Source organism: Flintibacter faecis, from assembly GCF_014287875.1.
Taxonomy (GTDB): Bacteria; Bacillota; Clostridia; order Oscillospirales; family Oscillospiraceae; genus Lawsonibacter; species Lawsonibacter faecis_A.
Window position 1 is genome coordinate 196,294 of sequence record NZ_JACOPN010000006.1, and the last position, 25,699, is coordinate 221,992.

The window sequence follows — 25,699 nt, forward strand, 5'->3', positions numbered from 1 at the left end:
GTCATTATGGCAGGCGGGAAAGGGACCCGTCTGCGTGCAATTACAAATGATGAGATTCCAAAGCCCATGGCACCCGTGGCCGGAAAGCCCATTTTGGAGTGGCAGATAGAATGTCTGCGCCGTCAGGGGATTACGGATATTGTGATGATTACCGGACATTTAGGTCATAAAATCCGTGAATATTTCGAGAACGGGGCCCGTTTTGGCGTAGCGATTCAGTATATCGAAGAAACAACCCCACTGGGAACGGCGGGCGCACTTTCCATGGTGCCGCAGCTTCTGACCGGGAACAGCTTTTTCCTGGTCTTTGGCGATGTCTTGTTTGATATTGACCTGATCCGCATGGAACGCTTCCACAGGGAGCGAAAGGCGCTTGCTACGCTGTTTGTCCATCCGAATGTCCATCCGTTTGACTCAGACCTTGTGGTTTGCGACGAGAATGGGAAAGTGCTGAAATTTGACTCCAAGCACAATGTGCGGAATTACTGGTATCACAACTGCGTCAATGCGGGTTTTTATCTCATGAACCGGTCCATTTGTGAGAAAGTTCCTGACAATACAAAGGTAGACCTGGAAAAAGAGTTGCTCAGCAGCTTAATTTCAGAAGGGCAACCAATTTATGGTTATCATTCTCCAGAATATATCAAAGACGTCGGAACTGTGGAGCGCATTCAAAAAGCGGAAGGTGAACTGACCAGCGGATTTATCCGTGGCCGCTGTCTGAACCAGAAGCAAAAAGCGATTTTTCTGGATCGAGACGGTACGATCAACAAGAAAAACGGGTTGGTCTATCAGGAGGACCAGTTTGAGCTGGAAGACTGTGCAGTAGAAGCAATTCGGAAGATCAATGCCTCCGGTTACCTGGCAATCGTGGTGACCAATCAGCCTGTGGTGGCGAGAGGCCTTTGTGAGGTAGCGGATGTGGAACGAATCCATCAGAAAATGGAAACGCTGCTAGGGCAGAAAGGTGTCTATTTGGATGAGATTCGCTTCTGCCCCCATCACCCGGACAGGGGGTATCCCGAGGAAAATCCGGCCTATAAAATTCCGTGTCATTGCCGAAAGCCGGATATTGGAATGCTGGAGGACTGTGCCGCAGCGTACAACATCGCGCTGGAAGAATCCTGGATGATTGGCGATACAACGGTAGATATTCAGACTGGCAAGAATGCCGGGACAAAGACGGCATTAGTGCTGACCGGCGATGCCGGGAACGATAAAAAGTACAATGTGACTCCAGATTTGGTCTGCCAGGACTTGCTGGAGGCCGTGAACAAAATTTTGACATAATTGGGGGACGACATGAATTATATTGCCGACATTAAAAGCTACATTGCACTGGAACAAGAAATTCTGTCTAAGTTGGACATAGACACGATCAACGAAGCATTGAATCTGCTGGATGAGACCCGTTTGAAGAAAGGCAGAATCTATATCTGCGGCAACGGCGGCAGTGCAGCAACGGCATCCCATTTCCAGAACGACTTTAACAAGGGCGTTTCTGAATACATCGATATTCCGTTCCGCTTTGACTGCCTGAACGATAATATGGCCACGATTATGGCCATTGCGAATGACATTGGTTATGAAGAGGTGTTCCGCTTCCAACTGCGGGGGAACCTGGAGCCAAACGACATTTTAGTAGCGATTTCCGGCAGCGGCAATTCGAAAAACGTCATTAACGCGGTGGAGTATGCGAAAGAGCAAGGGAACAAGATCATTGGATTAACGGGCTACTCCGGTGGAAAACTGAAAAAGCTTGCCGATATTTCCCTCCATGTGCCGGTGAATAGTATGCAGGTGACGGAAGATATACACATGGTGTTCGATCATCTGATGATGAGTATGTTTTATAAGTATTTGTGCGGGAAAGAGCATTTGAAGTAAAAATACATATACCATTTGGGGGTGAGACTGTGAAAAAGACAGCGCTAATGTTAGCAGATACAAGGCCAGCGCTAATTGGACAAATGCTGCTTCAAATTGAAAAGACAAATAGAGATGTATTTGATGAAGTGATAGTTTTTGATACGGGTTTAAATGACAATGACAAGGCACTAATGCAAAAGTTAATGCCCTGTCGCTTTATAAAATATGAATCTCCCATTTCTAACGAGTTACTAAAGCGTGATAGATTTAAAAGATTTTCGCTAATTATGTTTGCTCGATATGAAATGTTTCGACTGCTAAATGATTACAGCCTGATCATGTGGATGGATACGGACATGGTGATACAAGGCAGCCTAAAAGAACTTTTAGACGAAACAGCTGGGTATGGATTTTCTATATTATGTGAAGACCCGCATAATAAATCAGCAAAAAAAGTTGATTACATGAGGACCAATTTCTTTCATGCAATATCCAAATATAATATGAACACGTACTTGTACTGCACGGGTATGATAATTGTTCGCGACTGCTTGGAACAATCATGCGATTTTACAGAGTGGTGCTATCAAAAAACATTGGAGTGGGCAGATAATTTAAATCTCCCCGACCAAGGTGTATTGAATGCATTAACACAGGAATTCAAGTTAAACGTCAAACCATTCGGGAACAATGGAAAATATGGTTGCTATCCATTTATTGGCCGAAATTGTGAGGACGCGATTACTGTACATAGTTGGGGAACAAATAAATTCTGGAATAATTGGTACCTGAATTGTAAATTCCCGTTTTGGGAGGAATGCTATCGTGAATGGATAGATATGGGGGGGAGCACATTAGACAGGACAATTAGCCCAGAGATTTCCGTAATAATTCCAACATATAAGCCGGACACTGGGTACTTTAAGCAATGTATTGATAGTCTTATAAATCAAGAACAAAACGGATACGAATCATACTCGAATTATGAAGTAATTATTGTCGCGGAACCATTCGACGTTGAAAAAATCAAAGAGTTTGTTGAAAGCTATCATGATCCGCGTATATCGGTTTATTTTAACGAGGAAAGACTTGGAATTGCCGCAAGTTTGAATCGAGGCCTGCGGTTAGCAAGGGGAACATACATTGCAAGAATTGATGATGACGATATTGCAGCTCCTACACGATTTGAGAAACAGGTCAATTATTTAAACACTCATCCAAACATCGGTGTACAAGGGGTACAAACGAGATAAAATAGAAATGAGGGGCGATAGAGCGGAAATATCAGATTTTCCACTCTATCTGAACACGGTCGCTGGTGGCCTTGATTGTAGAGATCAAACCATCGGCGGCTTTTCTTTTGTCGTCAAAATCTATGCTGTCCCAGTTGTCGAGATAATAGGATAACTTCTTTATCTGCTGGGGAGATATGGTTTCAACGCTCAATTCAGCGATTGCCTTTGAAATGGTCTGGCGTCGGGTGTCCAGTTCTTCAATTTTTTTGTTAGCGTAGGCAAGCAAGGTCGCATTGGCTCCGGTTAGCGTATCCAGCAGCTTTTCAATTTCTGCCTCCACCTGTGCCAGCTCCACTTGATAGGCGGTCAGTTTCGGATTGACTTTTTCCTCTCTGCCGTGGAGTATCTGAAAGTCTTTGAACTTTTCCTGCATGGCCGAGAAAATGAATTGCTCAAATTCTTCTTTGCGGATTTTCCCACAGCCCGGACAGCCTTTGTTTTCCGTCCGTTTGGTACAGCGGAAATATCCGGTGCTATTTGGTACATGGGTGGCTTTCAGAGCATACCCACAATGCCCGCATTTGATTTTTCCAGCCAGCCAAGTGTTCTTCGGTTTCCGTCCCTGCTGGAAGGTGGTATTTGCCATAAGTTTTTTCCGGCATTTCAGCCATGTGTCAGAGGAAATGAGTGCTTCATGGGGAGCGATAACAAGTATCTGGTCTTTTAAGCACCTGTCCTTGTCCTCCTTCACATCCCGCCCCTGATAGAGATAGCAGCCGTTTGTTCCGGCAAAGTCGGAAGCGTCATTGACAATCGCTGCGCCCTGGCTCTTGAAAAATTCGTACAGCTCCAAATCGGCCTGTGCGTAAACGGGGTTTCTTAAAAGCTGGGAAAGAAATGTACGGAACATGGATTTGCCATAAATTTTTATGTCATGTTCCTCGAAGTATCGGGTAATATCTCCGAAGGAGGTTTCCGGTTCAGCGTACATTTCAAACATCAGCCGAACATGGTCGGCGGCTACGGGGTCGGCAACCATTTTCTTTGTGCGGATACCCTCTACCACAGTAGGCTCTAACTGATAACCGTATGGTGCCTGTCCGCTCATGTGAAAGCCTTTCAGGCACCGTGAATAGTAGGCGTCTGTGACACGCTTCTGAATTGTCTCACGTTCAAGCTGGGCGAATACAATGCAGATATTCAGCATGGCCCGGCCCATCGGGGTCGAAGTATCAAACTTTTCTGTGGATGATACAAACTCCACATCATACTCTTGAAACAGCTCCATCATCGTTGCAAAGTCCAGAATAGAGCGGCTTATACGGTCCAGTTTATACACGATGACCCGCCTGACCTTTCCCTTGCGGATCTCGCCCAGCAGCTTTTGAAACTCCGGCCTGTCCGTATTTTTACCGGAATAGCCTTTGTCCTTGAATACCCGGCAGCTCCCACCTTTCAATTCATACTTGCAAAAGTCGATCTGACTTTCAATGCTGATACTGTCCTTGCGGTCTACTGACTGTCTTGCGTAAATACAATCTTCTCTGATAAATTCCATATTGGGCTCCTTTCCTTGTTGGAATGGAGCTACCAACCTTACAACTATATTATACCATCAGCAGCCCCGGACAACAATGTTGCGAATGATTAGGGAAATCTGTCCCCATATTTGCTGAACACCTCAAAAAGACAGCGCTCAATTTCTTTTTTGCGCTGTTCTTTCTCCTTCGGGGGAAGTACCGGCGTGAGGCTTTCCAGCACAATGATCTTCCCTTGAAATGCGACAGACTTTGTTTCTCGTTCATAAGTGACAGCTTGCGTCATTGAAAACCTCCTTTGCGAAAGTGCGTGTATATGCCTGCCTTTCCCGCTTGTCCTGTGGGGAAATGTCAAAAGGCGACACCCAGCAGGTGCCGCCCTTTGAGCTTTCTCCACTTCGGGTCGATATGGCCCGAGCTCAGTAAGGACTGGAATGGTACTTTTCTTTGGCGTCCTCCACGCTGTTGAGGTCAAATACTTCATAAAGCTGCCCCACAACACGCCGTATATCCTTCTTTGAAAATCCGCAGTCCTCCATTGCCATAATGACATAACCGCGGCAGGCGTCATTGCTCCATTCGTCCGTTTTCAAGCCGGGGATCATTCCAAACGCATTTCCCATAAAGTGCTCCTCTTTTGAAAAGATGGGGAGCCACGCCGGATCGGTTGGCCTATCATCAGACAGCATTGCCGGGGGCTCCCCATAGGTTTTCACTTCATTTCAGACACATCGGACGGACATAGGCTTCATGCCCCATAGTATTTCAACTCTCCCCATTCTGATGGCAAGGCGTTCTCATTGCCTGCGACGGCTCACGGCTTGCAAGGCCGCTTCAACGCTCGGACTGTGACTAAACGCAAGTATCCGGGTTCTGCGCCTGTTCCGGTGGAGCCAGCCTTGCCCCACCTATGGCATGGACCTGTTCGCTCGCTCAGTTTTACAAAGACTGTATTCTCTGAAATCCGAGGTCATGGCGGGTCTGTCACACAGCGCGTTTCCCTTCGTATCCGGGTGTCTTTTTATTCAATTTTCAATCTGCATGAGGCTTATCTGAACCTCGGACCATTGTGACCCGAAGTGTTTTGCCTCTCATAAGCCATTTCATTTTCCGGCCTAAATCGGTACGCCTTACAAAGAATTTTTCAAAATTTTTTCTAAGTGCCGCAGACCTCGCTCGATTGCGACACGAACCACTTTTTCATGGACGCCCTCTGCCCGGGCAATATCCTGTTTGGTCATGCCGAGAATGAAATGAGCGTAAATCCGTTTTGCCTGTTTGTTCGGCAGACTGGCAATCGCCGCATGAAGCTCCTGCATGGTCACTTTCCGCTCATACAGTTCATGGGGAGATAAGGCGACAAAGACAGCCTCATGCTCCAGCCCGTCATCCCGATCAAGGGAATAGTAGGCTTTGTGGCGGTATGTACGCAGCCGATAAGCAGCCTCTTTACGATCAAACTCTTTGAACATTTCTGCAACTTCTTCCGATACTTCCATGAAGCAATCCGATGTATAGAATGGGTAATAGTCCCGCAAATTGATAATAGCCATATTGACCTCCGTTTCGGTTGTTGGTTGACGAGTGACCGAAACGAAGGCGGCGGGGAGCGGCACCGGGGAATGACTTCGGGCCAACATGACCCGAAGCAGCCCCATAAGAACACAAAAGCGCCCGGGCGGCATGAAGCCACACGGACGCATGAAATGACATGATAGTTAAGGTTCCAACAAATTTCGCATACATAGCCGGAATAACCCGGAGGGGGAGCTACGCTTTTTTTAGCTGGTGCAGATCATGGGTACTGTGAAAAAAGGCAAAAATAGACACGGCGGCAATCCTCCTATATGCCGCCGTGGATTTACACGGTGTTAGGTCGTCGTTGGTTTAGGATAGACGAAAAGAAACGGCGGCTCTGAAAATCAAAGCCGCCGCTTCATAGGCGCGTGAAAATGTGTCTGCTTTACGACGGCTTTTTTTCTTTTGCCGTCGTCCGGCAATTCACAAGTTATTTCACAAACTGTTCTAATTCTCCCTTATCCACAGAAACCAGCTTTTCAATGTTGCCGGCCTTGTCACGAACAACATTCAAGCTAATGCCATCACTCACACCTTTGTCGCAAAAAGTGTAATGCTCCTTGTCGTAAAGGATATAGATAGGCTTCTCGCCGTACATCCAATGATTAGAAGTCTTGTCATAAGAAACGCCAAATTCGGTGTATGCGTCCAGACTGTCATCACGATAATTCGGATCGCCTTGTTCAAAGCTACCACTTCCGGCCGTAATTCCCGCCTTTTCCAATTCGGCTTTCAATGCCTCCTGCTCTTTGGTGCGAGCATTAAAGTCAGCGTCCGAGGATTGCTTTAGACCTGTCAGAGTTCCATCTTCATCTCTAATGGGTTCAACGTCTATCACGCCGTCATCATAGGAAAAGCCATTCGTTTCATTAGAATTGATCTGATCCTTGAAGTAACGCACGACTTGCCCGTTATAGAAGAAACGATCCTTTTCCGTGTCGTATGTCATACCATACGGTTCATAGATAGAACACTTTTCAGCAATCTCAGCCCGGCGTTCTTGCTCCGCTTTGGCCTGTTCCTCAGAGGAAAGGACTTCATCATTCTCGTAGGCTTGCACCGAGGAAGCCTCGTCAGAGGAAATGGAAGTGCCGCTATCTTTCGCCTCCTCAAAAGGCGTTGAGCTGGTAGTTGACTGGTTGGGTTCCGTCTGGCTTGCCGCACAGCCACTTAAAACGGCCGATGCACAAAGCACCATTGTGAGTAAAAGAGTTGTGATTTTTTGTTTTTTCATATTCTGAAACACTCCTTTCTGTTTCTGAATATATAGTAGCAGAACTGTTTGGGATACCATTGTGGCGAATATGTTTTTTATGTGTAGTTAAAAATACGGGGCGATCAAATTTGACCGTCCCGCATTTTTCAAAACCGGATTGAAAACAATACCCCTCTGTCTGTGTTTTTCAAGCTGTATATTATATTGTGCTGTTCTAAAATAGTTTTGACGATATAAAGTCCTAAGCCGCTACCCCCTGTTTTTCGATTGCGTGATTGCTCCATCCTATAGAAAGCATCAAATATTTTTGGAATTTCTGCTTCTGGAATATGCACACCAGTATTTTCTATCTGGAAAACTACCGATCCATTTTTAGAAAATGCGTCCATATAGATTGAACTGCCTCTCGGAGAATACAAGATGGCATTAGAAACAATATTGTTAATTGCTTTTTGTATCAGCATTTTGTCTACGACGATTTGCAGGGCGGGAGAAATATTCTCGTTCCAGTCAATTTCCTTTTGTACAATCAGATCCTCAAATAAAGCATATTCCCGTTTCAGAAGATCAGAAAAATCCATTTTTTCTTTTCGCAGACCTACTTTAGATGATTTCATACGCGAAACCGTCAGTATTTCTTGTACCATGCTCTCCATTGTATTGATGATTTCAAGGGAGCGCGATAGATATTTATTGCGATCCTGATAATCGCCCACATTCAAAATCATCCCCTCTGTCTGCCCCTTGATAATTGTAATAGGCGTTTTTAATTCGTGAGAAACAGCAGAGAAAAAATCAAGTTGTGCCTGTTCTAATTCTTTTTCGTGCTCTATGTCTGCCTGCAATTTTATATTTGCTGCCTGTAGATTTTCCAAAGCGGCAGATAGCTTTTTAGACATTTCATTCAAGCTATGCGCCAGGACACCAAGCTCGTCTGTCCGACTTTCTTCACACCTCCAGCTAAAGTTTAGTTCAGACATATTTTTTGATACTGCGCTCAGTCGTAATACGGGCCTTGTAACATAGCGGGAGTAAATCATTGAAGCAAGCGTAGCAATAATAAGAATAACAAAAAATAGAATGATAAAAACATTTGCCAGAGTATTCCTAAGCAGGTCAACCTCATGCGCGCTACCGGCAACTGTCAATGTATAAACAGTGTCCGATCCTGTGAAAGAGAACAGGTAGCTATGTGTTGCCCGATACGCCGCCGGATCAGTATTTTCAGTTGCTATTCCTCCATCAAGAAAACGAGGAAATTCTTTTACCCCCTGTGAGGGCAGTTCGATTGCGTTACCGTCATCGTCGGATAGTTGAAGCAATACCCCGTTATTGTTCAAAAGAAACTCATCAAAAAGCGTTCCGCTTTCCAACGGGGACATGGTTTGCAACTCCGCAATAAAAGAGGAAACCGTATTTTCCAAGCTTGCGTCAAGTGTTGTGCTATATGTTTTGGGAACGAGCCACGAAATGACGGTATATGTCAGAACACAGCAAATACTGGTCAGCAAAAAAGTGATTGCAAATATTTTTGCAAATAGACTTCCTTTAATTTTCTTTATCAATTTTATATCCCACCCCTCTGATTGTCTGGATGAAGTCAATCCCCAACTTTTTGCGAAGATTTTTGATGTGAGTATCTACAACCCTTTCATCGCCATAAAAGTCATATTTCCATAGCTTATCCAGCAGATTTTGCCGCGTAAGTACACGACCTTGATTTAGCAGAAGCTCCCTTAACACCTCAAATTCTCGCTGGGTAAGGTCAAAAGAAACACCGTCTACCACAGCGGTATAACTGTCCATATCCAAAACAAGATTTTTATAGGTAATCGTTTGGTGTTCCTGCTCCGGTATCATGGAACTTCTGCGGAGAACAGCTCCGATTTTGCGAACCAATATTGGCATGGAGAATGGCTTTGTAATATAATCGTCAACCTGTAAATCTAAGCCTCGGATTTGTTCCTCCTCTCCGTTTAGGGCAGTTAGCATAATGATAGGAACCTGTGATTGCTTACGGATTAGCTCGCAGACTGTAAATCCATCAATTTTAGGCAACATTATATCCAATAATATCAAGTCAAAATGAGCGGATGAAAACAGTGCAATAGCCTCCATGCCATCACTTGCAATCGTAATTTCATATCCGACTTCTTGCAAAAAATTTCTTAAAAGATCTTGAATATCTAAATCGTCCTCAACAATTAAAATGTGCTGCATAAAACCACCTCCACTGGTATAGTAGCATAAAATTTTGTGATTCGTGTGTAGTTCCTATCTAAATTATAATTGAAGCCATCAAATCTTTCAAATTTCAGAGTATGAAACAAAATACTACCTAACCTCAAATTTCATTACATTCTCATAATCTAACGCGAAATGTAGAATGATATAGGGTGATATGAGAATGAACCAAGATGAAAGAAGGTTTGACTTTCACGGCCTCGGGGCGGCTCTCAAAAGAGCTAGAGAAGAAAAGGGCTGGACACAAGCCTATGTTGCGGAATTAGTAGACCGTGACTCCCGTACCATTATGAATATTGAGAACAAGGGGCAGTATCCCAGCTTCGACCTTTTTGTTAAACTCATTACTATGTTTGACGTCTCAGTTGACCAGTTTATTCATGCGGATGGAGGGGCAAGGTCAAGCTCTTGCAGAAAGCACATTGATGTACTTCTAAACTCCATGAATGAAAAAGAGCTTGTCGTGATAGAAGCCACAGCCGAGGGCATTAAGAAAGCCAGAGAAACGGAGGTTCCAGAATAAGGGCCTCTGTTTTTTTGCGCCATTTTAGGGGCTGCCGCTAAGTGGCAAGCAATGCCTCTGTGGCCACAAGTGGCACAAAGGCGGCTTGTTGGGGCTCGCCCCAAACCCGTATCTTCGGGCCAACATGGCCCGAAGTGTCAGCGTCGCTTTGCTCCTTATTTTCATAACCTTAACGCTCCTTTTCCTGCTTTCTTCCCGGCTCGGTGTAGCCCATCAGAGTGTCAATGTTCGCCTTGATCGTGACGATCTCCTGCATATCCCGTCGTGCCTTCTGGTATTCTCCATAGAGCTGTTTTTTCTTTGCTGTGAGCTTGCGGCCTTCCTCCTTCAGCACATCCATTTTAGGGAGCTTCGCCCCACCCAGCAGAGAGCGCATTTCCGCTTGTGCAGCCCGGTACAGTTCAAGGTCGGCCTCATGCTCCGCAAGGAATTTCCGGCTGTACTTCGTCGCCTTATACTGCTCAAAGACTGGGCGGGTTTTGGCATACTGAACCGTTGTGGCCTTTAGCCCGGCATTGGTTTTCATGGCCTGTTCCGTCTGCTTGACCTGTTCGGAAATAACATGGAAACGGTCTGCCGCCTCGGTGGCTTTCTTCGCCAACTGCTCATAATCGGTCAGGTTATTGTCCTGTATATAGGCAAGAGCGGCGGCCATCTGCTTAATGTTAAATACCTTCGCCCAGCGTTCATATCCCGGTCCCTTACCGGCAGCCAGTTTTGCTTGAATATCCACCGCCAGACTGATTTTCCGCTCCGAGCGCCCGGGGCGTTTTTCTTTGCCCTCAATGGCGGACAGAACATCTTGCAAGTCGTAGCCGTCCCCCAGCGTGGAGGCACGCAGACGGGTGAAGCGTTCCTGTCCCTGCCCGGTCAGCCGGAAGCTGATACCGCCGCCCCGAACCGTCTTGACCTCATACCCGGCCCGCTTCATCAAATTGAGAAATTCGTCCAGATCAGCGGGGCGTTCCGCCAGCGCAGTATCAATAGCAAGGCGCAGTCGGTCCTGATAGGAAAGCGGTCCTTTCCGGTCTTTCTGCCACTCCCCATAGTTCCGATACTTGCTCTTGCTCCGGGGCTTCGGGTTCTCCACGATGGACAGCCCGTTTTCAAGGCACAGCCTGTCAGAGAGCCGCCGAAGGGCGAAGCTGGAGCCCCAAAAATTTCGGAATTTCCGGGTGCAGTCAAGGGTGGTGGAGTTGTAATAAATGTGACAATGGATGTGCTGCTTATCGGTGTGCGTGGTAACGATAAAAGCGTGCCGCCCCTTTGTCCAGCGCATAGCCAGCTCATAGCCGATACGGTTCGCCTCCTTCGGGGTGATCTCGCCCGGATAGAAGGATTGTCGTATCTGATAGCACAGCACATTATTTTCTTTCTTCTGTTCCCGGCCCGTCATAGCGGCATAGCTGGCCTTTGCCAAAAGGAACTCGTCCGCCACGGTGGCCGGATCACATTCATAAGCGGAGATATACTTTCCGCTTTCTGTTTTCTCCGGGTCCTTGCCATAGTCCAGACAATCCCGGATAGCCTCAGCAATCGTTTCGCCTTCGCCCGCATGGCGCTGTAACAAAGTTGTGGTAGCCAAAAATCATTCCTCCTTTCCATGAGAAAGGGGCGGCCCATTCAGACCGCCCCGACTTCGGGCCAGTATGGCCCGAGGCTGCTTAACTTGCCAGAAACCGGTACAGAGCGGATTTGCCTCCGTCCAGCGCCCAAAGAAGGGAGCCCGCCGCCGCTTGCAGTCCATACGGCGAAAGAAGGAAGGCAAGAAACAGAAATACAATCCCGCCGATGGGGGTCGGCGTGAAAAAGAGGACGATACCGAGCACTGCCAGGATCACGGAGGCAATCGTCAGCAGGAAGGCGCAAATATCAAGCAGAAATACCAGCAGAGCCGTCAGAAGGGACAGCGCCAGAGCGAAGGGCGCAACCAATATTTTCAGCAGTATCTTCATCATCAAAACCTCCTTTATCTTTTCTATCTTCATTTTACCATGCCTGTCCGGGGACATAAATGTTGCGAAAGATTAGTAAATCCTGTCCCGTAGGCTCAGACAAAAAAATTGAAAGTTCTGGTATTCTTGTTGCCCAACACCCAAAAATCAAATATAATTTAATCATTCAATATTCAGAATATGGAGGTAAATATGGAAAAACGAGCTATTCTATTTGGGATGTTTCATTACGCAAACAGTCGTTCGATTTCGGCAGATGAATTGCCAAGTACAGCATTTGATGTAATGATTTTAGAGAAAAAATTGAAACAGCTTCAATTCAAAACTTCCTCTTATATAGATTTAGGGTTAAAAGATGTAGAACAAAAGATTCTCGAATTTGCAATCACTGCCCCATGTGATTCGCTAAATGTAATATATTTTTCTGGGCATGGAGGACACAGCAAGGGAGAAAACTATTTATACCCAGTTGACTTTGGCATCAATTTGGATATGGGATTGTCGGTTGATAAGAGCGCATTAAATCTAAACAGGATATATCCTTGCTTCACAAGAAAGGTAAAACTACTAATAATTGTAGATGCATGTCGGGATAATCTTACGCCAAAATATGCAGGTGACTTTTCAGAAATGGTGGCACCTCAAAATACATATATTGCCTATGCTACACAATTTGGAGACTACTCTGGTTGTACAGCACAAATTAGCTATTTCACAGAAGCACTATGCGAAAATATCCTAACCCCTAATATTTCAATTGACCAGTTATTTACAAATGTTCGTGCATCACTTTACTTAAAACATGGGAAACAAATATCAAACAGTGTGAATGGTCTTATGAGTTATGTAACACTAAATGAACAAGTAGAAACCGATGATGTTGGACAATTAGTTTTACAATTTGTAGATAAATATGGAGATATGTATATTGACAAATATGGTTTTTTTGCGGGAGATGATTTAGTATTTATAGATGCAGCCCAATATTGTGATATTAGTGTATTAGATGCGATTTATAAGTATTTGAAACTTGATGCTGAACGGTGCCATGTCATCAGAGGTCTTTCGGAAAGTCATGAAAAGTTAATTGCCTTTTGGGGGATGTTAAGTCATGGGTTAAAGCAGGATGAATTCTACACATGGCAATATCGTGGCCGTCCTATAAGGTTGGGAGAAATCCCTCCGTTGCCATTAGATATGCAAAAACCAATGCCCGATACCGGAAAAGAAATTGTAGTTGATATAAAACTTGAGATTAGAGATGACGGAATATATATTTTAACGAACCTGCCAGATAAATATCAATTCTATGGCAAGATAAACGATAAAATTTCTGTTAGAAATATAATTGTAAAAGATGGAAGTGCCAAAATATCACTTTCTGATAATACAATAGATGTTCAATCGGTTGATTTGTATTCTGTTTTGGCCACAGTTTCAGGCGTTGATATTTCTATTGTAGGAGATAGATGTCGCAATCTTATAGGACAGTATGTAAAGTTCAATCCGATTAACGGAAATTCTATTGAATTCCATTATAAAAAATAACAGAGGGGGGGCCATGCAAAGGCCCCCCTAAATACTATTTTCTTATCAGCTCAGAGAGCTCCCGCAGCACCTTTGACACCTCGCCCCACAGTTTTTCATAGTCCCGCTTCAATCCGTCGATTTCCTCCGGGTACACGCCATAGGTATGTGCGTGTATGGCAACCTGATTGAGATTGTTAGAACAGCGCCGTTGCAGAGAGATCAACTCTTTTACAGGTGCAAGGTCGATGTGCAGGATATATCCATTCAGAGCCATTTTCCGCACATAAGCCCCGGCGTTGGAAATGCCCGCCTCAGCCATCCGTTCATGGATGGCTGCCAGCTCGTCCGGCGTTACCATAACGTGCAGATGGACATTCCGCTTGCGGTTCTCCATCAGCGTTCCAACTCCCGGCCTTTCCGGCGCTCTTTGGGCTCCTTTACCTTATCAAGCGGTTTTGCGTCCAACTCCGGGGGCGTGGGTGGGATAGGCGTGTTGTTGGGTACGCCGTCGATCATGTTGCAGTTCTGCTCCGTGGAGAGCTCGGCGGTTTTCAGATAGTTGTCTTTTTCGTGCATGGCGATCCTCCTTTATCGTTCCTCATGGTTTTTATGGCTCCGCTTCTGGCCGGGCTCCTTCGGGGGTTCCTGCCCTCTGGTTCCTTCTTTGAGCCGGGCGGTAATGGATGGGCGCACCCGGTCAGGATTGCCCGGTGCTGGTTTCAGTTCATAATCCTCTATCTGCTTTTCGGTCAGCGGCTTTGCGTAGGTCAGTTCGCCCCATGCCATCAGCCTGCCGTCTGCCACAGGACGCCGCCTGTCGTCATCGTAGTTGACGATGGAAAGAGGCTGGTTATCCGGCGGCTTCGGGTAAGTTCCTATGTCCACGGGCCGCTGGGTGGAATAATAGCGGTAAACGCCCTCCGGTCCCAGCTCGGTATGCTTGACCGCCGCATGGTAAAACTGCTGATAGTCGTCCACCCGGCGATCAAAGTCCCGCTGCGCCCACGCCTGACTGGTTCCATAGCGGCCCCAGTAGTAATCCCGATGGCCGTTTTCCCCCTCGGTAAACTGCCAGGTCACAAAGGGGCTCGGCGCTCCCGGATTATGCCCCAGCGCAAAGCCGTGTCCGGTTTCAAAGGTGGCAGCTTTCAAAATCACATATCCTTGTACTGTCTCCAAGAGATCCCTCCTTTCTATGCCTCGGGTCAACATGACCCGAAGTGCTGGATGTTACGAAATAAGAGGGCAGACCGGGGAGGAATGTAATAAGATATTCCCACCCCAGAAACACCCTCAAAAAAGCCCGGAATGTCAAGCCTTTGGAGGCGGCAAATCGTAACAGCCGCCCGGCCTTTTCTCCCGCATTTTCCTCATGCGTTCCCGGCTTTTCCGACGGTTTCCTTCGGCCTTGCAGACGTCGGAGCAGTAGGCTTGACGCCCCTCGGGCCAAAATGCCTTTCCGCAGACCGCACAGGCCCGCAGTTCCGGGGAGATTCCTTCCGTTGTCAGCGCCGCTTGAAGCTCCGGGTCAAGGGGCAGGACAGCCTCACGGAAGTAACGGCAGTACGCCCCTGTCCAGCACTTGTGCAGCATATAACAGGCACAGTCCAGAGGAAGGCACAGGCCGCTTTCCCTGTCATAGTTGGCACACATCCCCGTGACCAGAGTGCGGATTTTCTTCTTCTCGTCACGGGTCAGCTCCCGGGCGTCCATTTAAGACTTCGGGCCACGATGGCCCGAAGGGCGGGGCTCCACGATCAGCGCCCGAAACTTCTTCCGGCACTGTTTTTTCTTTCCTTTGCACTCCTTGTAGTAACGGCATCCCTTACAAGGGTTGTCATTGTCCCAGCCGGGGTGCGGTACTTCCTTCATCATTCGTTCAAAAGGGCTGCTTGTAAAATTCATTCTCATTCCTCCGTATCTTCCTCCCACGGCGGGGTATCTTCGTCCTCGGGTTCCTCTGCGATCTCCTCCAGCTCCCCGTCCTCATATTCGCAGTAATCATCTTCCAAATCCGGGGCCTCATGCTTCGGCTTGTAAATCTTGAAATAGTAACCAATTCCACCGCCGGCCAGCACCACCGCACCAATCAGGAGCAGAGAGAGAAGGGGGCTGTCCTTTTTCTCCGGCTCGGGTTCCGGTACTTCCTCCACCGGTTCAGTGGGCTTTGGCTCTGGCTCCGGGGTCACTTCTTTGGGCGGTTCCTTACCCTGTTCGGCAAGAGGCAGAAGGTCGTCTGTGGTAACGGTATTGAGGAAATAGACGTTCTCGCTGGTTTTCTGTTTGTCGATCACCAGATAAAACACGCTCTCGTCTGCGGTGGTGATGGTGTAGAACTCCTTTCCATCCTCGTCGGTGGCGTTGTCCACCACGGTTCCCGTCCCGTCCGGGGTAAAGGGGTTCTGGGTTTCCGGCTCTGCTTCGGTTTCTGCCGGGGAGGGAGCTGTCTCCGGCTGCGGCTCGCTGCTCTGTGCATAAGCCGGGACTGTAAAGATCAGGCAACACAAAAGGCTGGCAGCCATCGCCGCCAGCCTGCGGTATTTAATTTTCTTCATGGGCTGTGTCCTCCTTTTCGGGTGCCTCCGGCTTCGGGGCAGTATGGCCCGAAGCGGTAAGGCTGTTTTTGGGGTCATTCAGAAAAGCCATAAGCTGGGCGGGCGTCAATTTGAGGGAGCGCACCGCCTGCACGATCTGGCTGTTTTCTTCCTCCTGTTTCTGCTTTTCCAGCTCCCGGATTTTGGCCTGCCACTCGGCAGCCTTCTCCCGGGCTTTTTCCAGTTCCTTATCGAGCTTGTCGATCTTGTTCATGCAAGGACTCCTTTCCTCTGGCTCACAAACGCCCGAAGGCATAGAAATGTGTCTGCCAGTAGCTTGAATTGATGTTTGCGTATTGGATGGGCGAACCACAATGAAGCATCATCCCGTCGCCCACATAAATCCCCACATGGGACACAGGGCCGGGGCTGTCATAGGTTCCCGTGAAAAAGATAATATCGCCGGGCTTTGCCTCGGAGGGGGAAATGATAGCACACTGGTTGTAAATGCCCTGCGCCGTGGTACGGGGCAGGTTGTGGACGCCGCTGGCCGTGTACACCCAGCAGACAAAGCCCGAACAGTCAAAGGAGGTGGACGGGCTGGAGCCGCCCCACACATAGGGCCAGCCGATGTACTTTGCGGCTTCTTCCATGAGCGCCGCAAAAGCCGGGTCATCCAGTGCCTCGCCGGGTATCTCATAGCTGGGGCCGGTATCTTCGCCGCCGTTGTAAATCCCCTCCCACAGATAGGGCTTGTTGCCTTTGAGCTGCTGCATAACGGTGTATATCTGCCTCTGCTGTTCGTCAAGCCTCGGCAGGATCACGGCGGGCAGCGTCTTGTTTGTGAGGGTCACATTTAAGATGTAATACTCATAGGGGACTTCCTCGGTGGTGGTTTCCCCGGTCTCCGGGTCGGTGCTGGTTTCGGTGCGGTAGCGTATCTCGACTTCCTCCGTCAAGGTCAGCTCATACTGTGCCTTGAAGATCTCCCGCAGTTCGTCCTGCACCTGTTCCCGGAAATACACATGGTACTTTGCAGAGAGATAGGACGCCAGCTCATAGGGGTTATGGCCGATCTCGTCCACGGAATAGCGGTACTCGTCATAGCCGGGATGGGTGCTTTCGATGTTCGTTACCGTCTGCGCCAGCTCGTTTTCCAGCGCTGTGTAGTCCTCGTCCGCCCCCAGCAGGTCCGTATCCTCCGAGGCGTAGGAGGTGCCGGATAACGCATTGGCAAGGCCGCTGCCAAGCGTGGGGAAAATGGAACTTACCGCCGACACAAGAAAACAGAGCAGCAACAGCAGGAGCAGGATCAGCACCGCCACGGGATGACGGGTCACAAACTGCGCCGCCCGACGGGTCGCAGTTCCCGAAGCGGCAGCGGTTTTCTTTGCGGTCTTTGCGCCCTGTTTTGCAGCCGCCTTTGCTTCTTTGGAATACCGGCGTTTCAGTTTCCATTTCTGCTGCACACGGGAAAGCGGATTGCTGGCAAGCTCCGGGTGCTCGGAGGCCATCTTCTGAAAATCCATATTGGCCCGGGCTTTTATGTCCTTCCGTTCCCATTTTGCCACCTTCCGGGCCGGGTGCTCCCGCCAGCGGCGTTTGGCATACCGGGTCAGTTTCCGGGCTCCGGCCTCGGTCACAAGTTCCGACTTATGGGCTCCTTCCACACCCACATTTTCATGCTCAACTTCGTGGATCTTGTTGTGGACATAGAACCATGCTTCTGTACGGGCTCCCCGGACAGCTTTCTTCGCAAGCCCCGGCGGCTTCTGCGCCGCCCGTTTCGCCTCGACCTTATCCAGCTTCTCCCGGGCCTTTCCCAGCTTTTCCCCGGCGCGCTCCGCTTTGGCCTGCGCCTTCTGGTACTTGTCCTTTTTACTCCCGGCCTTCTCGGCGGAGCCCTTCGGCTCCTGTGCCCTGCCGGTATCCTGCGGCCTGCTCGCTTCATCCTCCTGCCTCATGCGGTCAGAGGGACGGCTTTTGCGGCTGTCCTCTTGAAACTTGCCGCTTTTGGACTTCGGGCCATCATGGCCCGAAGGACTGTCCTGCCCGGCATCCTCGTCCTCAAACCGCAGACGTCGGGACGGTGCGGGGGAAGGTCCTTCCCGTTCTGCCGGTCCGGGGCGATTGTCCCCGGTATCCTCCGTCGGCCCCGGCCTTTGAAAATTCCGTTTGTCCGGTTTCTTTCCGATAATGTATCCCTCCTTTCCAAACCTCGGGCCATCATGGCCCGAAGTGTGTTACGCCCGGTTCATTTCCTGTTTTTTGTCCTCCGGGCGGGTGGTCATAATGGCGTACAGCTCGGTATTCTGCGGGAAGCGGTCAACAAACGGGATGGTGGTATTCCCGAAGAACAGCAGCCCTTCGCCGGAATTGGTATGGGTCACATAGGAAAGCTGGTGGGGGCTGATCCCAAGCTGTTTGGCTAAAATCTGCCGGTCCCCCTGTGCCTGCGAGAGCAGCACAAGGAAGTCCGAGTTTTCAAAGATGTTCTCGATCTCCGGGCTTGCCAGAAAATCCTTTACATTCTGCGTTAAAGCACTCGGAACGCACCCTTTTTTTCGCAGCATTTTCCAGATCGCCACACAATAGCTTGCCGTCAGACGGTCACGGAGCAGCACATGAAATTCGTCAAAGTAACACCATGTGGCGATACCGCGGAGGAAATTCATGGACACCTGCGAGTTTACCAAGTCCTGCATAATGAGCATGGCAATCGTCCGAAGCCCGGCCCCCAGCTTTTTTAAGTCAAGGCATACCAGACGGCGGTTTAAGTCCACATTGGTTTCATGGTTGAACACGTTAAGGGAGCCCGACACATAAATTTCAAGGGCCGTCGCCAGCCGCACCGCCTCGCCCTCCGGCTGGGAACAGAGCAGGTCATACAGGGTTTGGAGGGTCGGCATTTTGCTTGTTTCCGGGTCCTGCAAGTGTTCCCGGTACATCTGGCGCACACAGCGGTCAATGACGGTACGCTCCACCGGCTGCAAGCCGTCCTTGCCGCCGACGATCAGCTCCATCAGCGACAGGATAAAGTCGGCTTTCAGTGCCATCGGGTTTTCCTCGTCAAAGCTCAAATCAATGTCCATCGGATTGATGTGGTGGGGGCTGTCCGGTGCAATCTCGATGACCTGTCCGCCCAGCCGCCTGATAAGGGGCGAGTATTCGCCCATCGGGTCCACCACGATAATGCGGTCTTTTGTGGCAAGGAACACGTTCACAAGCTCCCGCTTTGCGGCGAAGGATTTACCGGAGCCCGGCACACCGAGGAACAGGCCGTTGGGGTTTTTGAGCTTTTTCCGGTTTGCCATGATGACGTTATGGGAAAGGGCGTTGAGCCCGTAATAGACGGCTTCGCCATCCATGCGGAGCTCCTGCGTCATAAAGGGAACGAAAATGGCCGTGGAGCTGGTGGTCATGCCGCGCTTGATCTCAATGCCGTTATGGCCCAGCGGAAGGCTGGAAAGAAAACCGTCCTCCTGCTGGAAGTCCAGCCGCTTCAAGGTGCAGTTGTATTTCTGGACGATACCGGACACCGTGAACAGGTCGTTGTCCAGCTCCCGGCGGGTCGGGGCCATGTTTACCACAAGGAAGGTCAGAAGGAACATTCTTTCATTCCGGCTCTGTAAATCTTCCAAGAGGGTCTTTGCGTCGTTGCTGTACGTTACAAGGTCAGGCGGGAGTATGTCCATGTCGTACCCTGACCGGGCTGCCTTTTTTTGTTCCTCCACTTTCATCTTGTCAATGTCGGAGACTTTGGCCTTGATGGATTTTACGGCGGCGGCCTGATCGACGGTCTGGATATGGAGGGTAATGGTCATTTCCGCATCCATTTCCAAAAGCTCCGCCAGCAGCTTGTCCGAGAGCTCCGAGGCCAAAATCTGCAAGTAAGAGGCAGCGCCCCAGGTCGTCCCCACCCGGAACAGTCGGCTGAAACGGAAATCGAAGCTGTCCGGGGCGATAAAGTCTTTGGTGGAAAGCCCGGTTTTGGGGATCATATCCCATGAAAACCGGAAGGGGGAGCCGCTGCCGGGGTGGAGTTGCCCGTGAAGAAGCTCCAGCCGTTCCAGCCCCGAAAGGGAACGGCACTTGACGCCCAGCTTTTTGAAGTTCCCGCAAATGTCCGCCTCTACACGTTCCAGCCTTGCCCTGGCGGTGGGAAGGTCGTCCACGTTCACGCCGAAGGTCAGGAGCTTTGTGCGGACAATGCCGTTGTTGCTTTTGGCGATCTGGTTTTCCAGCATTTCCACATACTCACACCGGACGCTGTTGTAATCATCGTCCTGCATGGGGATGTTCACGCTGTACCGGCTGCCCGGGCGGCTCCGGTGGTTGAGGAAGGAAAGCTGGAACGGAAGGCTGCTGTCAAAGTAGTTGAGGCAGGCGCTCCACCCGTCAAAGATGGCTGCCTGATCTTCGGACTGTGCGAGCTGGTAGTTGATGTCCTCGTATTCAATGGTTTTGGTGTAATAGCGGTCCGCTACCCGGCACACCCCGTCCCGGTACATTTCCCGGTAAGGGAGGGTCTGCTGGGCGGTGGTGGGAATGTTCTTTCCTTTCGTGAACAGGCCGGTAAGGCCCTGCTTTTCAGGCTTTCTGCCTGCGGGCTTTCCGGCCCTTCTGCTGTTTCGCAATCGGCTGCGCCTCCTTTCTGGCGCTAAGCAGCGCATAGAAGTTTTCGGTTTTGTAAGGCCGCACACGGGGATAGAGGAACCGGGTGCGGATGATGTTTTTCAGCACTTTTTCCAGCGGCAGACCGTCTCGTTCATACATAGCCAGAAAGAAGAACGGGAGCATGAGGCCGATCATCAGGAACATGGCGGCACTGTTCCCGATACTGCCACGGGAAAACAGGTAAGCCGGGAGGCCCACCGCCGCTGCGCTGGAAAAACAAACAAGCTGGCGCTTCGTTAGGTTGAAGGCCAGCTTTGTCTTGATTTTGGAAAGGTCTTTTGGTACTGGCACATAGGCCATTTTGGTACACCTCCTTTATTGCTTCGGGCCAGCATGGCCCGAGGTTATCTTGCGGCCTCTTTGGCCGGGGCTGTGCTGCGGGCAGCTTCGGCGGCCTCTCGTCCGCTCTGCCTTGCCCGCCAGTATTCGGGGTGATACTGCCGGATGGACTGATTGAGTTTTTCTTCAAACTGTCCTTTGTCCTTAATGCGGTCAGGGATTTTCCACAGCTTTTTGTCCAGCAGCTCCCGGAGCACTACGCTTTCCTGTGCGTCCTCCTCATAGCAAATATAGCCCTTGTCCTTGAAGCCGCATTTTTTGGCCGCTGGGGAGAGAACGGCGGCTACCTCGTTTGCCACCATCGTTCCGCCGTGGCTGGCGGTAGATACCAAAAACACCCCCGGACAGAGGGTTTCACAATTCTGCACCTCGCCCCACGGGGAGCTTTTCGGCGCATGGAACATTCCGCCCGTCCGGCTCCGGTCTGCCTGCATGAGCGCCGCATTTTCCAATATGGCGCGAAGTTCCGGGGAAAAATAGGCATATTCCCGCAGGACCCGGGCGGCGTCCCCACCACAGGCGTTCATCAACAGGGTATAGGCATCGCTGTCCGCTTTGGTACAGCGGCCCAGCAGTTTTCCGTCGTAATAGCAGGCCGCGTCATAGCCCGTCCGTTTGCGTGGCATGGTTTCCGCCTCCTTTCTGCTTCGGGCCAGCATGGCCCGAGGTCAACGCTCTGCGCTGCGGCTGGGCTTTTCCTTCGGAGGCCGTTCTGCCTTTGCCTGTTCGGCAGCCGCTTTTCCGGCTTTAAGCTGGTCGCTGATGGACGCACGCCCCACAGAGCCGCGCTCCGCCATCTGTTCCAGCTTTGCCTCATAGGCTTGCAGAACAGCGGTGTTGAGCTGTTCCCGGAACTCCTTTGTGACAGGGTAGGCCATATCCCGGTAGCCGCCTTTGCCGTCTGGCTGGCTGGGCATCCCAAGAAAGAGCCCCTTGCTGCCCTGTACGATTTTCAGATTTTCCACCACAAAGCAGTCATTGAATTTCACGCTGGCAAAGCCCATGAGGTTTTTCACAGGTTCGATGACCCGCACGCTTACATCCAGCTTTATAGGGGCGGCTGGTGTTCCGCCCGCAGTTTTTTCCTGCATGGATTTCTCCTTTCCGCTTCGGGTCAGCATGGCCCGAAGTCTCTTAATGGCAGCCGAAGATGGATTTTGCAAGACTGCCTGTTTTGAATAAGGTAAAACACAGCAGCACCGTATATCCCACACAGCCCCAGATCGCCCCGATGGGGTCGCCGTCGGTGGCGATACTCTGGATCAGCACCGCATAGATGGCGACACAGACTAAAATCAATAGGCCTTGAAAGCCTACTGCAAAGAGGGAGCGGAAATAGTTCTGCCCCATGTGTCCGGTTTCCCTGTTGGGGACTGTGGCAAACGGGATAGGCGCTAAACTTGTGAGTAAATAAATTTCAATCATACGGCCATATACGATGACGAAGATCACGATGTTTAAGGCAATCATGGTAAGCTGGATCAGGAAGGATTGTAGCCAGAGTCCGAACAGAGGACCTAACTCCATCGCCTCAAGCTCTGTCCGCAAACTGTCCAGCACATCCGGCGTGATCTCTGTCCCGTTCTGGATAATGCCCGCTGACTGCTGTATCACATGCTGGCTCACATCAAAGACCGCCAGCACGATATTGAAGGTGTTCGTCAGGATCATCACAGCCACAAAGGTTTTGAACACCCACTTAAAAAACATCCATGTGTCAACTTCATGGAGGTTGTTGCGTTCTATGAGCATCTGTATCAGCTCATAAGTCATTACAAAAGTGAGGATGACCCCGGCGATTGGCAGGATGGCAGTTTCAGAGATCTGTCGTATCATGGAAAAGACCCCGGCGTTCCAGTCCGCCGGGGTCGTGCCTACCTGTGTGGCGATCTCGCCAACGCTCTGATTGACGTTATCGAAAAGGCCATCCAGATTTCCCATGATACCATCGACGAGCAGACCTTTCAGCCATTCAACGATTGCGTCGATGATAAAGTCCATACATCAGCTCCTTTTCTGGAAAAGGGACAACGGGTGACACTTAGCTGAACAGGCCGGACAGCAGAGGGATAAGCTGAAGACCGATCAGAACGACACCGCCGCCAGCCATGAGCTGCTTAATGCCCTGTGATTTTGCCGCAGGGTTGTCCGACCCGTAACCTTCCAGAAGGTTGATGACGCCCCATACCGCCAGACCGGCACCAAGAGCCATAACCAGAATTTTGAGAATGTCGATTGCCTGATTGAAAAATTCCATATACGTTCCTCCATTTTGTTTGTTTGATGGTTTTGGGTACAAAAAAAGCCGCCCACATCGGCGGCGCTTCGGGTCATCATGGCCCGAAGTTACACGAACTCGTCGCTGTCCAGATCATCGAAGTTCAATAGGTCAGCTTCTTCGTCTGTGTCGGAGCCATCCACTTCGTACACCGTGTATTCGTCCTCCGGCTTTAGTCTCAATGGCCGGTGGCGGAACAGGCTTTCCAAGCGGAAGGCGTTTTTCTTTTTATCAAATTCGGCTGTGTACTTGTAATTCGGGTGCTTTTTCAAGTCATACTTCGGGGACAGGAAGGGCGGGAGCCCCCGAAGCTGCAAGATACATTTATCCCCGGGCATGGTGGTGATCTCGCTGGTGGTCATCAGCTCCCGGCCAAGCCGCTGCATATTCTGGCTGTAACTTTCAGACTGTCCACGGCTTCGGCCCTCGGTCTGCATAGAGATGGTGGCCTTGCCCAGCCAGTTTTCCGAAATATCCTTTAGGGTGGAAGCCTCCCGGCCTCCGAGGAATACGATACTGTCCATGTTGCCCATGATGGTTTCGGAATGGTCTTTGTACAATGCCTTGCACTGGCTCATAGCCTGATAAAAGAGCGTCAGGCTAATCTCCCGGGAGCGGATGACGGCCACAATTTTTTCCAGCCCCGGCACCTGCCCGGTGTTGGCAGCCTCGTCCCACAGCACCCGCACATGGTAGGGCAGACGCCCGCCATAGGTGTTGTCAGCACGTTCACACAGAAGGTTGAACATCTGCGAGAAAGCAAGGGCAACCAAAAAGTTGTAGGTGGTGTCCGTGTCGCTGATAAGGAAGAACAGCGCCGATTTTTCGTCCCCCAGCTTATCAAGCTCCAGCTCGTCATAAGACATGATCTCCCGAAGCTGGGGAATATCAAAGGGAGCCAGTCTTGCACCGCAGGAAATCAAGATGCTTTTGGCTGTCTTGCCAGAGACGAAAAGTCAAGGACTTTTTCATCAAATTCACAAAGAAGTCACATTTTGCGGACTTCCTCACGGAGCAGACGCTTGATTTTGTCCTCCATCGTCTCTTTTGCGGTCTGGCTGAAATGGACACGGACGATATAGGTTGTCTTGCCGATCTGCTTTCTGACAGTCGGGCAAGTGGCGGTGTTAGTTGCGGTATTGTTCATTCAAAATCCTCCTGTAAATGAAAAATGCCCGGTGACTGTTCATCATCGGGCGGTGTCAGTATGAGGGAACAAGGCAAGGCGGCAACATTAAGGTATCTATAAAAACCTTGCCCTCTTTGCCACGCTTGCCGTGTTCCTGTTGTCAGTTTCGGAGATAGCAGACCCATGCTGTGCCGTCTTTCTCGGTCACAAGTCTGTCCCCGATACGGCTCTTTGCCGTTCTCATGGTGCGTGAAGAAATCCCACGCTCATTGACTGCCTTTTCCAACTCTGCGCTTGGCATACGCTTTCCGTCCGCAAGCAGTTCCAGAATGAGCATTTGCGCCTGTGCGGTCTTGCTCTCGGTCTTGGCGGTGTCTGTCCCGGCAAGAAGCTCGTCAGCGGTAATGTCATAAGCCCCTATCCACTCAAAACCTTTCTCGTCTCCCAGAGAAAATGCAAGGGACTGTCCGGGCGGCGCAAGGGAGCTTTTCTCATGGATAAGCACCCTCGTTGTGGGGCTGTCCTTCAGCTTGCCGATAAAAAGCAGGCTGCGGACTGCCGCCGTAATGTCGATAGACCCCAATCCCCGGTAGGTGCTTTGCGTTCCTGCGGCTTTATTAAGGTGTCCAATCAGCACGATAGCGCACCCGGTAGCCTGTGCAATGTCTCCCAGACTGCGAAATATCGGGCGCACCTCGTTTGCTCTGTTCATGTCCACATCTGCACCCAGAAAAGCCTGTACTGGGTCAATGATAACCAGCCTTGCGCTGTTTTCCCGGATTGCCCTTGCTATGCGTTCATCGGCAAGGGTCAGCGGCGTGTCTCTATCGTCAATGACAAGCACTCGTTCAAGGTCTGCGTCTGCTTCTATCAGTCGGGGCTTGACGGTATCACCCAGACCGTCCTCGGCGGTCTGATAGATGATATTGAAAGGTTCAAGTGTCTCCATACCGGGCAAAGGCTTTCGATTGGTGCAAGCCGCCGCAAGGCGCATGGCAAAGTAGGTCTTGCCCTCGCCGGGATTGCCCTGGATAATTGTCAGCTTTCCAAATGG

At 50.0% G+C, this 25,699-nt stretch carries 29 protein-coding genes and 1 pseudogene; 5 read left to right on the top strand and 25 right to left on the bottom strand.

The features are described 5' to 3' along the window. Positions 1-6 precede the first annotated feature (6 nt). Genes H8S55_RS10010 through H8S55_RS10020 form a run of 3 tightly spaced genes read left to right on the top strand, consistent with a single transcriptional unit; the run spans position 7 to position 3,122 of the window. Complete coding sequence (locus H8S55_RS10010) at positions 7-1,290, top strand: HAD-IIIA family hydrolase (protein ID WP_243200557.1); 1,284 nt, start codon at positions 7-9, stop codon at positions 1,288-1,290. Between the two features lie 12 nt (positions 1,291-1,302). Then, entirely contained in the window at positions 1,303-1,887 is a 585-nt protein-coding gene (locus tag H8S55_RS10015; RefSeq protein ID WP_186878854.1) for a D-sedoheptulose-7-phosphate isomerase, read from the top strand. 29 nt (positions 1,888-1,916) lie between these two features. After that, positions 1,917-3,122: a glycosyltransferase gene (locus H8S55_RS10020; RefSeq protein WP_186878855.1), complete on the top strand. Its 1,206-nt coding sequence runs from the start codon at positions 1,917-1,919 to the stop codon at positions 3,120-3,122. Between the two features lie 31 nt (positions 3,123-3,153). Here the strand turns inward: H8S55_RS10020 and H8S55_RS10025 are convergent, their stop codons facing one another. The 7 genes from H8S55_RS10025 to H8S55_RS10055 all read right to left on the bottom strand — a co-directional run bounded on the left by H8S55_RS10025 (position 3,154) and on the right by H8S55_RS10055 (position 9,656). Continuing rightward, entirely contained in the window at positions 3,154-4,662 is a 1,509-nt protein-coding gene (locus H8S55_RS10025; protein WP_005927564.1) for a recombinase family protein, read from the bottom strand. An 89-nt stretch (positions 4,663-4,751) separates the two neighbouring features. Next, positions 4,752-4,928, bottom strand: coding sequence for a hypothetical protein (locus tag H8S55_RS10030; protein ID WP_167541534.1), 177 nt, complete (start codon positions 4,926-4,928; stop codon positions 4,752-4,754). Between the two features lie 133 nt (positions 4,929-5,061). Continuing rightward, positions 5,062-5,331: a hypothetical protein gene (locus H8S55_RS10035; RefSeq protein ID WP_117836089.1), complete on the bottom strand. Its 270-nt coding sequence runs from the start codon at positions 5,329-5,331 to the stop codon at positions 5,062-5,064. A gap of 441 nt (positions 5,332-5,772) precedes the next feature. Continuing rightward, entirely contained in the window at positions 5,773-6,195 is a 423-nt protein-coding gene (locus H8S55_RS10040; protein ID WP_044927992.1) for an RNA polymerase sigma factor, read from the bottom strand. 455 nt (positions 6,196-6,650) lie between these two features. Then, positions 6,651-7,454 (bottom strand): hypothetical protein, encoded by an 804-nt coding sequence (locus H8S55_RS10045; RefSeq protein ID WP_117836091.1) that lies wholly within the window; start codon positions 7,452-7,454, stop codon positions 6,651-6,653. 128 nt (positions 7,455-7,582) lie between these two features. After that, complete coding sequence (locus H8S55_RS10050; RefSeq protein WP_117836093.1) at positions 7,583-9,001, bottom strand: sensor histidine kinase; 1,419 nt, start codon at positions 8,999-9,001, stop codon at positions 7,583-7,585. Beyond that, positions 8,985-9,656 (bottom strand): response regulator transcription factor, encoded by a 672-nt coding sequence (locus H8S55_RS10055; protein ID WP_004612692.1) that lies wholly within the window; start codon positions 9,654-9,656, stop codon positions 8,985-8,987. The genes H8S55_RS10050 and H8S55_RS10055 overlap by 17 nt, the downstream gene beginning before the upstream one ends. A 181-nt stretch (positions 9,657-9,837) precedes the next feature. On the opposite strand from H8S55_RS10055, the gene H8S55_RS10060 reads away from it, so the two are divergent. Continuing rightward, positions 9,838-10,203 (top strand): helix-turn-helix transcriptional regulator, encoded by a 366-nt coding sequence (locus tag H8S55_RS10060; protein WP_004064252.1) that lies wholly within the window; start codon positions 9,838-9,840, stop codon positions 10,201-10,203. Positions 10,204-10,372: 169 nt separating this feature from the next. Here H8S55_RS10060 and H8S55_RS10065 read toward each other — a convergent pair whose 3' ends face one another. Together H8S55_RS10065 and H8S55_RS10070 are read right to left on the bottom strand one after the other, a co-directional pair. After that, positions 10,373-11,788 carry a relaxase/mobilization nuclease domain-containing protein gene (locus H8S55_RS10065; protein ID WP_186878856.1) on the bottom strand — a complete coding sequence of 472 codons (1,416 nt, stop codon included), beginning with the start codon at positions 11,786-11,788 and terminating at the stop codon, positions 10,373-10,375. Positions 11,789-11,867: 79 nt separating this feature from the next. Further along, positions 11,868-12,161: a CD1845 family protein gene (locus H8S55_RS10070; RefSeq protein ID WP_243000074.1), complete on the bottom strand. Its 294-nt coding sequence runs from the start codon at positions 12,159-12,161 to the stop codon at positions 11,868-11,870. Between the two features lie 189 nt (positions 12,162-12,350). On the opposite strand from H8S55_RS10070, the gene H8S55_RS10075 reads away from it, so the two are divergent. Next, positions 12,351-13,706, top strand: coding sequence for a caspase family protein (locus H8S55_RS10075; RefSeq protein ID WP_182420331.1), 1,356 nt, complete (start codon positions 12,351-12,353; stop codon positions 13,704-13,706). Positions 13,707-13,740: 34 nt separating this feature from the next. On the opposite strand, the gene H8S55_RS10080 is transcribed toward H8S55_RS10075, so the two are convergent. The 16 genes and pseudogenes from H8S55_RS10080 to H8S55_RS10155 all read right to left on the bottom strand — a co-directional run. Further along, a complete protein-coding gene (locus H8S55_RS10080) occupies positions 13,741-14,082 on the bottom strand; it encodes a plasmid mobilization protein (RefSeq protein ID WP_117836099.1) in 342 nt (113 codons plus the stop codon). Further along, the gene (locus tag H8S55_RS10085) at positions 14,082-14,264 is read right to left on the bottom strand and encodes a DUF4316 domain-containing protein (RefSeq protein WP_003500078.1); all 183 of its coding nucleotides are present in this window, start codon (positions 14,262-14,264) and stop codon (positions 14,082-14,084) included. The genes H8S55_RS10080 and H8S55_RS10085 overlap by 1 nt, the downstream gene beginning before the upstream one ends. 12 nt (positions 14,265-14,276) lie before the next feature. Next, complete coding sequence (locus H8S55_RS10090; RefSeq protein ID WP_210410584.1) at positions 14,277-14,867, bottom strand: defense against restriction DarA-related protein; 591 nt, start codon at positions 14,865-14,867, stop codon at positions 14,277-14,279. Between the two features lie 132 nt (positions 14,868-14,999). Further along, positions 15,000-15,401 (bottom strand): cysteine-rich VLP domain-containing protein, encoded by a 402-nt coding sequence (locus tag H8S55_RS10095; RefSeq protein ID WP_118128104.1) that lies wholly within the window; start codon positions 15,399-15,401, stop codon positions 15,000-15,002. 194 nt (positions 15,402-15,595) lie between these two features. Next, a complete protein-coding gene (locus tag H8S55_RS10100) occupies positions 15,596-16,243 on the bottom strand; it encodes a DUF4366 domain-containing protein (protein ID WP_032521002.1) in 648 nt (215 codons plus the stop codon). Further along, on the bottom strand, positions 16,230-16,496 hold the full coding sequence (locus H8S55_RS10105; protein ID WP_139939774.1) for a DUF4315 family protein: 267 nt from the start codon (positions 16,494-16,496) through the stop codon (positions 16,230-16,232). Before H8S55_RS10105 ends, H8S55_RS10100 begins: the two co-directional genes overlap by 14 nt. 22 nt (positions 16,497-16,518) lie before the next feature. Further along, complete coding sequence (locus H8S55_RS10110) at positions 16,519-18,186, bottom strand: C40 family peptidase (RefSeq protein WP_139939772.1); 1,668 nt, start codon at positions 18,184-18,186, stop codon at positions 16,519-16,521. A 279-nt stretch (positions 18,187-18,465) separates the two neighbouring features. Beyond that, positions 18,466-20,895: a VirB4-like conjugal transfer ATPase, CD1110 family gene (locus H8S55_RS10115; RefSeq protein WP_050574704.1), complete on the bottom strand. Its 2,430-nt coding sequence runs from the start codon at positions 20,893-20,895 to the stop codon at positions 18,466-18,468. Further along, positions 20,813-21,199 (bottom strand): PrgI family protein, encoded by a 387-nt coding sequence (locus H8S55_RS10120; RefSeq protein ID WP_003500106.1) that lies wholly within the window; start codon positions 21,197-21,199, stop codon positions 20,813-20,815. The genes H8S55_RS10115 and H8S55_RS10120 overlap by 83 nt, the downstream gene beginning before the upstream one ends. Before the next feature lie 44 nt (positions 21,200-21,243). Further along, entirely contained in the window at positions 21,244-21,864 is a 621-nt protein-coding gene (locus tag H8S55_RS10125; RefSeq protein WP_318272947.1) for a DUF7007 domain-containing protein, read from the bottom strand. Positions 21,865-21,906: 42 nt separating this feature from the next. Next, positions 21,907-22,329, bottom strand: a complete 423-nt coding sequence (locus H8S55_RS10130) for a SpoVG family protein (RefSeq protein ID WP_117613993.1) — start codon at positions 22,327-22,329, stop codon at positions 21,907-21,909. A 43-nt stretch (positions 22,330-22,372) separates the two neighbouring features. After that, positions 22,373-23,239 (bottom strand): VirB6/TrbL-like conjugal transfer protein, CD1112 family, encoded by an 867-nt coding sequence (locus H8S55_RS10135; RefSeq protein ID WP_005927637.1) that lies wholly within the window; start codon positions 23,237-23,239, stop codon positions 22,373-22,375. A gap of 40 nt (positions 23,240-23,279) precedes the next feature. Beyond that, complete coding sequence (locus H8S55_RS10140) at positions 23,280-23,495, bottom strand: Maff2 family mobile element protein (RefSeq protein WP_016306504.1); 216 nt, start codon at positions 23,493-23,495, stop codon at positions 23,280-23,282. Positions 23,496-23,584: 89 nt separating this feature from the next. Then, positions 23,585-24,463: pseudogene (locus H8S55_RS10145) on the bottom strand (VirD4-like conjugal transfer protein, CD1115 family); the annotation flags it as partial. Positions 24,464-24,504: 41 nt separating this feature from the next. After that, positions 24,505-24,663 carry a transposon-encoded TnpW family protein gene (locus H8S55_RS10150; protein WP_006428300.1) on the bottom strand — a complete coding sequence of 53 codons (159 nt, stop codon included), beginning with the start codon at positions 24,661-24,663 and terminating at the stop codon, positions 24,505-24,507. A gap of 142 nt (positions 24,664-24,805) precedes the next feature. Continuing rightward, positions 24,806-25,699 (bottom strand): AAA family ATPase (locus tag H8S55_RS10155; RefSeq protein ID WP_186878857.1); only part of this gene is annotated, 894 nt, incomplete at its 5' end.